11 protein-coding genes, 1 tRNA gene and 1 rRNA gene are annotated in these 14,428 nt (G+C 48.4%); 8 read left to right on the top strand and 5 right to left on the bottom strand.

Annotated features, from left to right (window positions below):
- Nucleotides 1–163: 163 nt before the first annotated feature.
- The 3 genes from mnmA to EL262_RS03785 form a co-directional block, all read right to left on the bottom strand.
- Complete coding sequence (mnmA, locus tag EL262_RS03775) at nucleotides 164–1,240, bottom strand: tRNA 2-thiouridine(34) synthase MnmA (protein WP_025839564.1); 1,077 nt, start codon at nucleotides 1,238–1,240, stop codon at nucleotides 164–166.
- A complete protein-coding gene (gene metG, locus EL262_RS03780; RefSeq protein WP_025839563.1) occupies nucleotides 1,237–3,288 on the bottom strand; it encodes a methionine--tRNA ligase in 2,052 nt (683 codons plus the stop codon). Before metG ends, mnmA begins: the two co-directional genes overlap by 4 nt.
- A gap of 146 nt (nucleotides 3,289–3,434) precedes the next feature.
- Nucleotides 3,435–3,508, bottom strand: a tRNA-His gene (locus EL262_RS03785).
- A gap of 274 nt (nucleotides 3,509–3,782) precedes the next feature.
- Here EL262_RS03785 and EL262_RS03790 point away from each other — a divergent pair.
- On the top strand, nucleotides 3,783–4,136 hold the full coding sequence (locus EL262_RS03790) for a PAS domain-containing protein (RefSeq protein WP_078735983.1): 354 nt from the start codon (nucleotides 3,783–3,785) through the stop codon (nucleotides 4,134–4,136).
- A 76-nt stretch (nucleotides 4,137–4,212) separates the two neighbouring features.
- Here the strand turns inward: EL262_RS03790 and truA are convergent, their stop codons facing one another.
- Complete coding sequence (gene truA, locus EL262_RS03795) at nucleotides 4,213–4,980, bottom strand: tRNA pseudouridine(38-40) synthase TruA (protein ID WP_036854183.1); 768 nt, start codon at nucleotides 4,978–4,980, stop codon at nucleotides 4,213–4,215.
- A 184-nt stretch (nucleotides 4,981–5,164) separates the two neighbouring features.
- A 16S ribosomal RNA gene (locus tag EL262_RS03800) occupies nucleotides 5,165–6,696 on the bottom strand.
- A gap of 578 nt (nucleotides 6,697–7,274) precedes the next feature.
- On the opposite strand from EL262_RS03800, the gene EL262_RS03805 reads away from it, so the two are divergent.
- From EL262_RS03805 to EL262_RS03835, 7 genes are all read left to right on the top strand, one after another.
- Complete coding sequence (locus EL262_RS03805) at nucleotides 7,275–8,090, top strand: PstS family phosphate ABC transporter substrate-binding protein (RefSeq protein ID WP_025838619.1); 816 nt, start codon at nucleotides 7,275–7,277, stop codon at nucleotides 8,088–8,090.
- Nucleotides 8,091–8,121: 31 nt separating this feature from the next.
- The gene (pstC, locus tag EL262_RS03810; RefSeq protein WP_025838618.1) at nucleotides 8,122–9,318 is read left to right on the top strand and encodes a phosphate ABC transporter permease subunit PstC; all 1,197 of its coding nucleotides are present in this window, start codon (nucleotides 8,122–8,124) and stop codon (nucleotides 9,316–9,318) included.
- A 17-nt stretch (nucleotides 9,319–9,335) separates the two neighbouring features.
- A complete protein-coding gene (gene pstA / locus EL262_RS03815; protein WP_025838616.1) occupies nucleotides 9,336–10,187 on the top strand; it encodes a phosphate ABC transporter permease PstA in 852 nt (283 codons plus the stop codon).
- Between the two features lie 6 nt (nucleotides 10,188–10,193).
- Nucleotides 10,194–10,940 carry a phosphate ABC transporter ATP-binding protein PstB gene (pstB, locus tag EL262_RS03820; protein ID WP_036845041.1) on the top strand — a complete coding sequence of 249 codons (747 nt, stop codon included), beginning with the start codon at nucleotides 10,194–10,196 and terminating at the stop codon, nucleotides 10,938–10,940.
- A gap of 24 nt (nucleotides 10,941–10,964) precedes the next feature.
- Nucleotides 10,965–11,687 (top strand): phosphate signaling complex protein PhoU, encoded by a 723-nt coding sequence (gene phoU, locus EL262_RS03825; protein ID WP_025838615.1) that lies wholly within the window; start codon nucleotides 10,965–10,967, stop codon nucleotides 11,685–11,687.
- A gap of 252 nt (nucleotides 11,688–11,939) precedes the next feature.
- The gene (locus EL262_RS03830; RefSeq protein ID WP_025838613.1) at nucleotides 11,940–12,635 is read left to right on the top strand and encodes a response regulator transcription factor; all 696 of its coding nucleotides are present in this window, start codon (nucleotides 11,940–11,942) and stop codon (nucleotides 12,633–12,635) included.
- Nucleotides 12,632–14,341, top strand: coding sequence for a sensor histidine kinase (locus EL262_RS03835; RefSeq protein WP_025838612.1), 1,710 nt, complete (start codon nucleotides 12,632–12,634; stop codon nucleotides 14,339–14,341). The genes EL262_RS03830 and EL262_RS03835 overlap by 4 nt, the downstream gene beginning before the upstream one ends.
- The last annotated feature ends 87 nt before the right edge of the window (nucleotides 14,342–14,428 follow it).

Consider the following 14,428-nt stretch of genomic DNA (forward strand, 5'->3'; position numbering starts at 1 on the left):
TGTTTTTAAGTTTATAAGTAATTCGGTTTATAATTATGGATACAAAGCTATAAAAAAAAGTACTATAACAAGTATATATTGCATAGTACTTAATCTCCCTTACGAGTTAATAATCTATAATTCGAACAATGATCATCATAGGCCATTAAAAATCAAAGACTTTTCACTCTTTCCGACCTCCTGAAATCACCCCCGATCCGTAGCATATAGAAGAGCCACTGTCATAAATAGTGCAATACTGCCCAGGGGCTATACCTTGTATCAGAGCTTCGGAGCGAACCTCGTATCCCGATGGGACTTTGATCAGCTTACCCTTGGTGAAATCCGGCGTATGTCTCACCTTAAAAGTGATGTCCAATGGTGTACCATCCTCAGGCATGGGATCAATGGAGATGAAGTTCATCCCTCCGATCTCGACGACATTACCGTACTGTTCGATAGGGTCATATCCTCGACTGACAAACAAAGTATTTGTCTGTATATCCTTACGAACCACAAACCAAGGTCCTCCACTCAACCCCAAACCTTTGCGCTGACCTATGGTATGAAACCAAAAACCTTCGTGCTCACCGACCTTCTTTTTTGTCTCGAAGTCGATGATATCTCCGACCTTTGTACCGAGATACTTCCTCAAGAAGTCGTTGTAGTTGACCTTACCAAGAAAACATATCCCTTGACTGTCTTTTCGCCCGGCTGTCACCAAGCCTTCTCGTTTGGCGATCTGTCTAACTTCAGACTTGGGCAAAGCTCCAAGAGGAAAGGCTGCTTTGAGCAACTGAGGATAAGTTATCTGAGCCAAGAAGTCGGTCTGATCCTTTATCGGGTCTTTTGCTGCAGCCAAGAAATGAATGCCATCAATAATACGCTTATCGGCATAATGCCCTGTAGCAATGGCATCATACTCATGCCCCCAGTATTCATTGAAGTAGCCAAACTTGATGATTCTGTTGCACATCATGTCCGGATGAGGCGTAAGGCCTGCCTTGACTGTATCGATCATATATTTGACGACATAGTCCCAGTATTCATCGTGGAGGGAGACAATCTTGAGAGGACAATCATACTTACGAGCCAACCACTCGACCATCTCTATATCCTCTTCGGCAGGACAGTCCGGAAACTCTTCCCCCTCCATACCGATACGGATATAGTAGAGATCCGGACGGAGCCCTTGCTCGCACAGCAGGTGCAGAGCAACTGAGCTGTCCACCCCACCCGAAAGAAGTACCGCAGTCTTCATGATACCTTCGAACCGGGGATAGTGTCAGAGAGGGTTGTCAGAAGTGTCAATCCCCCCTTGGGATCGACGGCCGACAAGATCATCCCTTCAGAAACAATACCTCTGATCTTACGAGGAGCAAGATTGGCCACGAAGCAGACCTGCTTGCCGACCAACTCTGCAGGATCGGCATAATGCTCTGCAATACCCGACAAGATCGTACGCTTCTTAATACCATCATCGATGATGAAGTGTAGCAACTTATCCGCCTTGGGTACCTTACTGCATTCCAAGACCGTACCTACCCTCATATCGACCTTGAGGAAGTCATCGAACGGCACATCAGCAGCAACCGGCTCCACAGTGACAGGGTCATTTGCTTTGTTAGCCTCTCTGATGGCATTCAGTCTGTCGATCTGAGCATTGATTACATCATCTTCCAATTTATCAAAAAGGAGTGTTGCAGGTTGCAACCCGTGCCCCTCTGGAAGAAGATCCAAAGAGCCGATGATAGACCAAGACGGTTCCTGAGACATCGAGAGCATCTGACGGAGTTTCTTCATAGAGAAGGGCAAGAATGGCTCCATGAGGACAGCGATGTTTGCCGAAAGTTCGAGAGAGATATTGAGGATGGTAGCGACTCTATCCATATCCTCTTTAGCGAGTTTCCAAGGCTCTGTATCTGCGAGGTATTTATTTCCCAGACGAGCAAGCCCCATAGCAGCACGCTGAGCATCACGGAAGTGATAATTATCGAGAAGCTCGGCGACCTCCGTCTTGATCGATTGTATCTGAGCAAGAACTTCCTTGTCTCCCTCTGTAAGATCACCTCTGTGAGGCACCTTTCCATCAAAATACTTGTGGGTCAATACAACGGCACGATTGATGAAGTTGCCAAGAATCGCCACAAGTTCACTATTGTTACGCGCTTGGAAGTCTTTCCAGGTAAAGTCATTATCCTTTGTCTCAGGCGCATTGGCAGTGAGCACATACCTGAGGACATCCTGCTTGCCTGCAAAGTCCACCAAATATTCGTGAAGCCATACAGCCCAGTTGCGTGAAGTCGAAATCTTGTCCCCCTCAAGGTTCAAGAACTCATTTGAAGGCACATTGTCAGGCAAGATAAAAGAACCTTCTGCACGCAACATCGCAGGGAAGACAATACAATGAAACACGATATTGTCCTTACCTATGAAGTGTACCAACTTTGTGCCCTTGTCTTTCCACCAAAGCTCCCAATCATCAGGGCGAAGTTCCTTGGTGTTCGAAATGTATCCGATCGGAGCATCGAACCAAACATAAAGCACCTTACCCTCAGCGCCTTCGACAGGCACGGGGATACCCCAGTTGAGGTCTCGGCTCACAGCTCTTGGGCGAAGTCCGAGATCCAACCAGCTCTTACACTGACCGTACACGTTTGCTCTCCACTCCTTATGCCCCTCAAGTATCCACTCTTTCAAGAAGGCCTCATGCTTGTCCAAAGGTAAATACCAGTGCTTTGTCTCCCTCATCACAGGTTTTGCCCCGGAGAGTGCAGATTTAGGCTCGATAAGATCTGTAGGATTGAGTGAAGTCCCACATCTCTCACACTGATCACCATATGCCCTATCATTGTGGCAATGAGGACAGGTACCGATTATGTATCTATCGGCGAGGAACTGTTGCGCCTCTTCGTCATAATACTGTTCGGTCTCGATTTCAAGAAACTCTCCCTTATCGTACAACTTTCGGAAGAAGTTCGATGCCATCTCACGATGCGTATCGCTGGTGGTACGAGAGTAGATATCGAAACTGATGCCGAAGTCTTCGAAAGCCTTCTTGATCAAGGCATGGTATCTATCCACGATATCCTGAGGAGTCACCCCCTCTTTCTGAGCACTGATAGTGATAGGCACACCATGTTCATCAGATCCCCCGATGAACAACACATCCTCGCCTTTCATTCGAAGATATCTTGCATAGATATCTGCCGGGAGATAGACCCCCGCCACATGTCCTATATGCACAGGACCATTGACATAAGGCAAAGCCGAAGTGATAAGTGTACGCTTGTAGTTGTTATTGCTCATAAGATATTGTGTGATATTTTTTGTGTGTATGATTTGACTTAGACGACAAAGTTACAAAAATGAACTCAATAATGTTTTTTCGCCATCAGGCAGATAAAATAAAATAGGTCTCCTGCAATAAGCAAGAGACCTATTTAGATGTCTTAGGGTGGAAGACGGGGTTCGAACCCGCGACACCCGGAACCACAATCCGGTGCTCTACCACTGAGCTACAACCACCATGTAAAGATTGACTGTTCCTTCCAACAGCGATGCAAAGTTATGAATAACCTTTTAAATATGCAATACTCCGCTGTTATTTTACGTCATCATTTTATACCTCTGAGATCATTACCCGTCATCATTTGCGTTATTATCAAGAAAAGTAGGACCACTTCAATACCCCTTACAAAAACAAGTATGAGTGACCGTTTTCTTGACAAAAAAGAATATCTTTGGGCTACTGATTATTCAAAATAAAATGAGTTTTCTCACCCTAACCTGAAACATCCCTAATGGACTATTTTGACAAAGCTGACATCGCCATCACCATCTGTGACAAAGAAGGTATCATCATCGAAATGAACGAGCAATCAAAGAAAGTCAATCTGAGACCCGGACAGAGCACTCTAGTAGGCTCCAATGTATTGGATTGCCACCCGGAGCCGGCCAGATCGATGCTCGAAAAGATGATGCAAACACAGACAAAAAATGCTTATACGATCGAAAAAGGAGATATCAAGAAGCTCATCTATCAGATCCCATGGTATGACGAAGCCGGAGCGTACGCAGGCTTTGCCGAACTGTCCATGATCATACCGTTCGATATGCCGCACAAGATACGTAAGCCCAAGTCTTCAAACGAGTAAAAGAAAGATCCGTGTCCAAAGATTCTCCCTTCGGAGTATAGACACGGATCTTTTTTATTCCCTTCCTCTGTGAGGATCAATCTTTCAGTTCGAACGGGTACACTATATCCTCCAAGAACAACCCCTCGGCCGGAGCTGTCGTTCCTGCCAACGACCGATCCTTGGCCACTATTGCAGCCTCAAACTCATCGACGGACATCTTCCCTCGACCGACCATGAATAAGGTCCCCACAGTAGCCCTAACCATATTCCTCAAGAAGCGATCGGCTATGATCTCAAAATACCATTTATCAGGCACCACTTGTACCCACTCCGCCTTGTATATTGTACAGATGTGTGTCTTGACATCCGTATGCTTCTTACTCAAGGTTGTGAAGTCATGAGTACCGAGCATTCTCTTTGCTGCCTCATTCATGCTCTCAAAGTCGTACGTCCCACGCAGACGAGTCTCATACATCGTCGTGAAAGGATCTTTGCTCAGACTTACATAATAGCGATAACGGCGAGAAGTAGCATCAAAACGAGCATGTGCCTCACCATCTACCAAGTATATCCCAAATAAAGAAATATCGGCAGGAAGGAATCGATTGAGGTGCGATGTCAGGTCGGCTCGCTCTGACTTGCCCAACAACTTCGGAAGATCGAAGTGTGCTACGGCATAACGAGCATGGACTCCCGTGTCTGTGCGCCCTGCCCCCGTAATAGAGACCTTCATCCTCAATATCTTTGAGAAAGCCTCTACCAAGACTCCCTGCACGGTCCGCCCCTTGGGCTGTATCTGCCACCCCAAGAACTTTGTCCCATCATAAGAGAGCGTCACGAAGTAACGGCATCTATCTTCCATACGGTAAATATAGTACAAAAAAATACACTCTACCTAAGACCATAGCCCGTCGATAGAGTGTATCTGAATTATTATAAGCATACCGAACTCAGGACATTGACAAAGTAGTCACAGAGAATAATCTCTCATCACCACTGTTTCCTAAAAACTAACTTAGTCAAAAACAAGACCTCAGAGTCTCCAGAAAGGAGGTGTTCCAGCCGCACCTTCCGGTACGGCTACCTTGTTACGACTTAGCCCCAGTTACCGGTCTTACCCTCGTGCGATCCTTGCGGTGACGCACTTCAGGTACCCCCGACTTCCATGGCTTGACGGGCGGTGTGTACAAGGCCCGGGAACGTATTCACCGCGCCATGGCTGATGCGCGATTACTAGCGAATCCAGCTTCACGGAGTCGAGTTGCAGACTCCGATCCGAACTGAGATAGGGTTTGGAGATTCGCATCCTGTCGCCAGGTAGCTGCCCTTTGTCCCTACCATTGTAACACGTGTGTCGCCCCGGATGTAAGGGCCGTGCTGATTTGACGTCATCCACACCTTCCTCGCGCCTTACGACGGCAGTCTCGTCAGAGTCCTCAGCTCTACCTGCTAGTAACTGACGATGTGGGTTGCGCTCGTTATGGCACTTAAGCCGACACCTCACGGCACGAGCTGACGACAACCATGCAGCACCTACATACATGCCCCGAAGGGAAGTCAGGCTCTCGCCAAACCGTCATGTACATTTCAATCCCGGGTAAGGTTCCTCGCGTATCATCGAATTAAACCACATGTTCCTCCGCTTGTGCGGGCCCCCGTCAATTCCTTTGAGTTTCACCGTTGCCGGCGTACTCCCCAGGTGGATTACTTATCGGTTTCCCTTGGGAGCATACCATATATCGCATACTCCGAGTAATCATCGTTTACTGCGTGGACTACCAGGGTATCTAATCCTGTTTGATACCCACGCTTTCGTGCTTCAGTGTCAGTTGCGGTTTGGTAAGCTGCCTTCGCAATCGGAGTTCTGCGTAATATCTATGCATTTCACCGCTACACTACGCGTTCCGCCTACCTCATCCGCACTCAAGCTCCACAGTTTCAACGGCAAGACTATGGTTGAGCCACAGCTTTTCACCACTGACTTATGAAGCCACCTACGCACCCTTTAAACCCAATAAATCCGGATAACGCTCGTATCCTCCGTATTACCGCGGCTGCTGGCACGGAGTTAGCCGATACTTATTCTTAGGTTACTTGCTTACAGCTACACGTAACTGCTTGTACTCACCTACTAAAGAAGTTTACAATCCATAGGACCGTCTTCCTTCACGCGACTTGGCTGGTTCAGGCTCTCGCCCATTGACCAATATTCCTCACTGCTGCCTCCCGTAGGAGTCTGGACCGTGTCTCAGTTCCAGTGTGGGGGATAAGCCTCTCAGCTCCCCTATCCATCGTCGACTTGGTGAGCCGTTACCTCACCAACTATCTAATGGAACGCATGCCTATCTGTCAGCAATAAATCTTTCCTAAAGTCCCCATGCGGAAACCAAAGTGTATGCGGTATTAGTCCGGATTTCTCCGGGTTATTCCCCACTGACAGGCAAGTTGCATACGCGTTACGCACCCTTACGCCGGTCGCCACCAAGATTAGCAAGCTAATCTCGTGCTGCCCCTCGACTTGCATGTGTTAAGCCTATCGCTAGCGTTCATCCTGAGCCAGGATCAAACTCTCCATTGTTGAAATAAATTTGTTTGTTGTTCCTTCAGCTCTAAGATCCGTTCTATCGTTTTTGACCTGTTTTTAAGTAAACATTGACGTGGCAATGTCGGATACTTGTCGTATCCTATATTCCCTTGTACTACTTGTCAATCTTTAATTGTCCTTCGTTCAATATGTCTATGATCTCGTTGTTATTCCTTGCTCTTGCAAAGTGATTGCAAAGGTACGAAGATTTTTTATTCTCGCAATAGGTGAGCAAAGAAAAAAACACACAAAATGAGTTATTCATCCATCATCAGACATCTACCCATACGCAGTATATCGAAGTAAAAGTTTTGATTACGAGGGAGTCAGCATTCCGGATAGGGACGGAATATTTTCTGATACGAGACAGAATACTTTCTGTTAGGCTCCAGAAAGTATTCTGTCGGATGACGGATTAGACTGAGACTTATGTATCTGAGGGCTGTCTTGACCGTAACAAAAACGTAACAGAAACGACCCAAAGGCTTAACCTCGTCACTCTACCTTTGCAGCGGAAGAAAGGGGGAAGCCCCAAATATAACAATGACAAACTTAATACTCAGACAAAGAAAATGAAGAAAGTACTTATAGCTTCGATCCTGCTGACAGGCATCTCTTTCGGCGCAATGGCACAAAAGATCAAGGGGTCGGATACAGTCTTGCCACTGTCTCAAAAACTTGCAGAACAGTATATGAAGAAACACCCGAAACAGTCGGTCGTCGTGACAGGAGGTGGTTCGGGCGTAGGGATCTCTGCCCTGCTTACGGGGACGACAGAGATAGCGCAGGCTTCTCGAAAGATAAAGTTCGACGAAAGGCAGAAGCTCCAAGCCGATGGCAAGAAAGCCAAGGAGGTAGTGATTGCTTATGATGCTCTCGCCGTGGTCGTGCACCCGTCGAACAAGGTCAGCCAGCTCACCAGAGAACAGCTCCAAGACATCTTCACAGGCAAGATCAAAAACTGGAAGGAGGTCGGTGGCGAAGACATGAGGATCGTGGCTTACTCCAGAGAGACTTCTTCGGGGACATACGAATTCTTCAAGGAAAGTGTCCTCAAGAGCAAGAATTACATGAACGGCATCATGAGTTTGCCTGCCACAGGAGCCATCGTGCAGTCCATCAGCCAGACAAAGGGCGGTATCGGCTACATCGGTTTGGCTTACCTCAACAAGGAGGTCAAAGCACTCAAAGTGTCTTATGATAAAGGGAAGAAGTTCACCATGCCTTCCGTGGACAACGCAAAGAACAAAAGTTATCCCATCATGCGCCCACTCTATTACTATTATGAAGTGAAGCAGGAGAGCAAGGTATCGGATTTCATCCAATATACCCTTTCGGCAGAAGGACAAAAGATAGTGACAGAGATTGGTTTCATCGCAGTCAAGTAAATACCCGATCACGTAGATGAACACAAAGTCATTGAGACATTTTTTCGAGAAAGTCGTCGAGGGGTTGCTACGGTTCAGCGGGACCATCACAACCCTCGTGATCCTACTCATCACCGTATTTCTCTTCAAAGAAGGGTTGGGACTGTTCTCCTCCCCTTCCGTAGAGAGTGGTTACAGCCTCTACCTGCACGCAGACAATGATGTGAGGGGACTAACCCCGACAGAGATCAAAGAGGTCTTTGATGCCGAGATAACCGATTGGGCAGAACTCGGAGGGCAAGCAGGGGAGATTGAGCCGTTCCGATTCGAAGAGGTCTTCAACCTTCATGCAGAAGAGGAGTTTGGCGAAGACTATGCCCTCCTTCCTCAAAAGTTGGAAGAGAAGATACAGGAGTCGCCCAACATCATTGCCTACCTACCTGATAAGTATGCCCCCGAGTCTAAGTCTGTCCGTCGACTGCCTGTGGAGGACATCTCCCTGCAAGACTTCTTCATGGGTAAGGAGTGGCTACCGACCTCGACACCTTCACCTTTATTCGGGATATTACCACTCATCTTGGGGACGCTCCTCGTCAGTGTCGTGGCTATCTTGATCGCTCTGCCTCTGGGTTTGGGAGTGGCTATATACTTGTCCGAACTGGCAGGGAAGCGCACCAAACGAGTCATGAAACCGATGATCGAACTCCTGGCTGGAATCCCCTCTGTGGTGTATGGCTTCTTCGGCTTGGTGGTGCTCGTACCGATAGTCCAACAGTCCTTCGGGCTTGATGTGGGTGAGACAGCATTGGCAGGAAGTCTTATCCTTGCGATCATGGCACTACCGACGATCATCACCGTGGCAGAGGATGCGATGAGCAACACCCCTCGTGCCATGCGAGAAGCGAGCCTTGCCCTCGGAGCAAGCCACTGGCAAACGATCTACAAGGTGGTCATCCCCTACTCTGCTTCGGGGATATCTGCCTCTGTGGTGCTGGGCATAGGACGAGCTATAGGTGAGACGATGGCGGTGCTCATGGTGACAGGGAATGCCGCAGTCATCACGCTTTCGCTTTTCGACTCTGTACGCACCATCCCTGCCACGATAGCGGCCGAACTCGGAGAAGCCCCCGCAGGTGGCGCACACTATCAAGCTCTCTTCATGCTGGGTTGTATACTCTTCATCCTCACGATGATAATGAGTATCGTCAGCGAAGTTATTTCCAAACGACAACCCAATAAGGGGGTATAATCGAACTCATTACTATAATGAATAAAAAGACGACACAAAAGATAGCATTCCTCACGCTCAGAGCGTTGGGTCTCCTCGTCATCGGCATCCTCCTGTGGATACTTGGCTTCATCGTCTACAATGGAGCAGGAGTGATCAGTTGGGAATTCCTGACGACAGCTCCCGAAGAGGGCATGACGGCAGGTGGCATCTTCCCTGCGATCGTGGGCACCCTCTATCTCATCGTTGGGAGCATGATCTTTGCCTTCCCACTCGGTGTGATGTCGGCGATATACACGAGCGAATATGCAGGTAATGGCAAGATCGTGAAGTTTATACGAGTCATGACGAACAACCTCAGCAGTATCCCTTCGATCGTGTTCGGGCTCTTCGGGATGGCTCTATTTGTGAATACACTGGGTTTCGGAGACTCGATCCTCGCCGGATCCATGACCCTCGGCCTGCTCGTGCTACCCGTCATCATCCGTACGACGGAGGAGGCACTCAAGGCCGTACCTCAGTCTTACCGAAGTGGCAGCCTTGCGCTCGGAGCAAGTAAGTTGCAGACAATAGGCAAGGTGGTTCTGCCGGCCGCCTTCCCAAATATCACCACGGGTCTCATCCTATCCATCGGTCGTGTCTCAGGAGAGACGGCACCAATCCTCTTTACAGTGGCAGCATACTTCTTGCCGAAATTGCCCTCAGGTATATTTGACCAAGTGATGGCACTTCCTTATCACCTCTACGTCATTGCGACCAGTGGCACGGACATCGAGGCCTCCCGCCCCATCGCCTATGGTACAGCCCTCGTACTGATCCTCATCGTCCTCGGCATGAACTTGCTGGCGACATGGATGAGAAGACACCTCGAAAAGAAAGTAAAAAGTTAAACGACAATGATAGAAGCAAAGAACATCAATTTTTACTACGGATACTTCCACGCTCTCAAAGGGATAAGCATGCACATCAAAGAGAAGACCGTGACAGCATTCATCGGACCTTCGGGCTGTGGCAAGTCTACGTTCCTGCGTCTGTTCAACCGCATGAACGACCTTATCCCCGACACCTCCCTCACAGGCCAATGTCTCATAGATGGAATGGATATATACGACAAGTCCGTGCAGATAGATGACCTGCGCAAGAAGGTGGGCATGGTCTTCCAGAAGCCCAACCCATTCCCCAAGTCGATCTTTGAGAATGTCGCCTACGGACTGAGAGTGAACGATATGGGAGACAAGCACTTCATTACCCAAAGGGTCGAAGAGTCGCTCAAAGCCGCAGCTCTGTGGGACGAGGTGAAGGACAAACTGAAGAAGTCGGCGTTCGAACTCTCAGGAGGTCAGCAACAAAGGCTCTGTATCGCCCGAGCCTTAGCCGTCTCTCCCTCAATCCTGCTCATGGATGAACCGGCAAGTGCTCTCGACCCCATCTCGACCTCGAAGATCGAAGAACTCATCCACGAGCTCAAGACGGACTACACCATCGTCATCGTGACACACAATATGCAACAAGCTGCTCGTGTGAGCGACAATACGGGCTTTTTTATGCTGGGCGAACTCGTCGAGTACAGTGAAACAAAAAAGATGTTCCTTAATCCCGAAAAAATCGAAACTCAGAACTATATCACGGGAAGATTCGGATAAAAAGCATCATCTCTTCAACGAAATATGAAACATACAGAAAACGAAATGCTGGCACTTAAAAACAGTGTCAATGACATGTGGAGACTAGTCATCTCTCAACTCGAAAAGGCCAAGCACGCCTTCCTGCACAACGACATCGAGACGGCTCTGGAGATTGTCGCGAGGGAGAAGCGTGTGGATGCATTTGAACTAAAGATCGACAGCGATGGCGAGAACTACATAGCCCTCTACAGCCCCGTGGCAATAGACCTTCGACTCGTGCTGTCGCTCATCAAGATCAGCAATACCCTCGAACGCATCGGAGACTTCACAGTGAGCATCGCCCGCCACGTGATCGAGGAAGACTGCAACAAGGTCTCACCCAACCTCATCGAAGACTTGCGTATCGAGAGGATGCTGGACGTCCTTCAGGCTATGCTATCCGAAGCCTTCGTATGTTTGGAGACGGAAAACACCAAATTTGTCGGCAAGATACTTGCGAAGGACGAAGAGGTCAATCAGATCTACCGCTCTGCCATCGACACCTTGACCAAACATATGGAGATTCACCCCGAGGACATACACTGTGGACTCCAACTCCTGCTCCTCATCCGCAAGCTGGAACGCATAGGCGATCACTGTAGCAATATCATCGAAGAGATCGTTTTCTATGTCGATGCCAAGGTCCTGAAGCACAGTGGATCGGACAAAAGTCACATCCTCGAAGAGGGACAGCCCGAGATCGACCCAAACTTCAATATTGACTAATCCCAAGACAAGCACATACCTTACCGACTTGGCGACCATCATTCCACATCAAACCGATGGCCTCCAAAAAAGTTAGACAACTTGATGTGACAAGTTAGACACCCTTTGTCACCAAGTTGTCTAAACTTAATTTCATCGCCTTGTACATCTCATTTCAGAGCGTACGAGGGAACACGATGAGATGTTTCCACTTTATTATCATCATTATTGAGTACATTTGTGCATATTTCAACAAGTTACCCGACCACTCCTATGGAGCACTCCATCCTCATCGTCGATGACGATCCTAACATCTCTGAAATCCTCGAATTCAACCTCAAGAATGAAGGCTACCACGTCGTGTGCAAACCCTCTGCCGAAGAGGCTCTCAAAGTCATTAATGAGGGCTTCGATCTCATCCTCCTCGATGTGATGATGGGAGGAATATCGGGCTACAAGATGGCTGAACAGATAAGGCGTGAAGGCAACCTCACACCCATCATCTTCATCACCGCCAGAGATACCGAAAATGATTTATTGACAGGCTTTTCAGTGGGTGGTGATGACTATATCTCAAAGCCTTTTTCGGTCAAGGAAGTGATAGCCCGTGCCAAAGCCATCATCAAGCGCAGTCAAAATACCCCTCAGCAGAGGAAAGGGGTAGAGACGAACAAACTCACATTCGGCCCGCTAAGCATAGATATAGAAGCTAAAGAACTCATCCTCCAAGATGAGAAAATAGCACTGACAAAGACCGAACTGGAGATACTCACCCTCCTTGCCTCTCACCCAGGACGGGTCTTCTCACGCGAAGACATTATCGACAGAGTGTGGATGGAGAGTACCTATGTGACAGAACGCACGGTAGATGTCCACATCACAAGGCTTCGGAAGAAGCTCGGGATCTATTCGGGAGTCATCACGAACAAGGTCGGCTACGGCTACAGATTCAACACTGAAATCCTATGAAAATCAAGTACAAAGGCAGGATTCTCCTCTACTTCTCGATCCTCTTTGCCCTATTTACGGCAAGCATCATCGTATTTGAGCGTTCCCAGGAGCGCAAGTTCAAGCGAGCGGTGTTGGAGGAGAAGCTCGACACGTATACCACCTTTATCCACAACGAAATAGAGAAAGCTGCCAGTACCCCATCGGAGGGAGCGTTCTTTGATCTGGATCTACCGAAAGAACTGCGTGTCACCCTCATTGACAGATCGGGGAAGGTGCTTTACGACAATTCGATCTCCGATATCGGAACACTGCCCAATCACCTCGATCGTCCTGAGATCAGCGGAGCGAGCAAGCAGAAAAGGGGGCAGGACATCCGCCTATCCCTATCCAACAACATCAAGTATCTGTACTATGCCAAAGCCTACGAGGGGCTGTTCATCAGAGTGGCCCTTCCTTTCGACACGAAGCTCTCGAACGAACTGAAGTCGGACAACACTTTCTTATATTATATCATCGTCCTTTTTGTGGTCTCTCTTCTGTTTATGAACCTCTTGGCAAACCGCTTCGGGAAGTCCATCAAGCAACTTCATAGCTTTGCCACAGCTTCCGAGAGGGACGAATTACCACAGTTGTCATTCCCCGACGACGAGCTCGGAGAGATCGGACTGCGCATCACCCACAACTACAAACAACTGAAAGAAAAGCAACTCGAGATAGAGATTGAGCGTGAAAAGTTGCTACAACACGTACACAGTTCAGAAGAAGGGATATGCTTCTTCAACAGTAGGCGCGAGGTAGAGTTTTACAACGGTCTCTTCATCCAATACCTCAACCTCCTCACCGAAGAGCCCACCAGCAACCCATCCCAACTTTTCGAAGATCCGATATTCGGCGAAGTGGATGCTTTTCTCAGATTCCCATCGGGCTCTTATCTCGAGACGGTGATCAGCAAGCACGGCAAGGTCTTCTCGCTCCATGTCAATATCTTTGAGTATGGCGGCTCCGAGATCATCCTCAACGACATCACGAAGCAGGAGAAGATGCGCCGACTCAAACAAGAGATGACGGGCAATATCGCCCATGAGCTACGGACACCCGTCACGAGCATCCGTGGCTACCTCGAAACCCTCTTGGAGCATGATATGACATCAGACAAGGCTCGACACTTCATCACCCAAGCCCACCGACAGACCCTCAATCTCTCCGAACTCATACAAGATATGGGGCTGATCACGAAGATGGAAGAAGCCCCGCAGTCCTTTGTCCAAGAGCACGTGAACATCATCGACATCCTAAGACGGATCAAAGAGGAATACTTCTCTCAGCTCCAAGATAGAGGCATAACAATGTCGTGGGACATCCCGGAGACCTTGTCCATACAGGGCAATACAAGTCTGATCTACTCGATTTTCCGCAACCTCACAGACAATGCCATCAAATATGCAGGGGGACAGATAGAGATTCGTATCGTCAAGTACAATGAGGACGAAGAGTATTATCACTTATCATTCTACGACAGCGGAGTAGGCATCTCGGACGAAAAGCACTTCAACAGACTTTTCGAAAGGTTCTACCGCATCACCGAGGGGCGCACACGAGACAGCGGAGGCACAGGCTTGGGACTATCTATTGTCAAGAATGCCGTCCTCCTGCATAAAGGAAGCATCACCCCTCGCAATCGTGTCGGCGGAGGTCTGGAGTTCCTCATCCGTCTGCACAAGTAATGGTCTCTCCTTGGGTGAGCGAGCGATCACATATGGTATAAGGTAAACTTTCTGTCGAGAGACAGAAAACATTCCGTCACGGGATAG

It is taken from the genome of Porphyromonas cangingivalis (assembly GCF_900638305.1).
Classification (GTDB): domain Bacteria; phylum Bacteroidota; class Bacteroidia; order Bacteroidales; family Porphyromonadaceae; genus Porphyromonas_A; species Porphyromonas_A cangingivalis.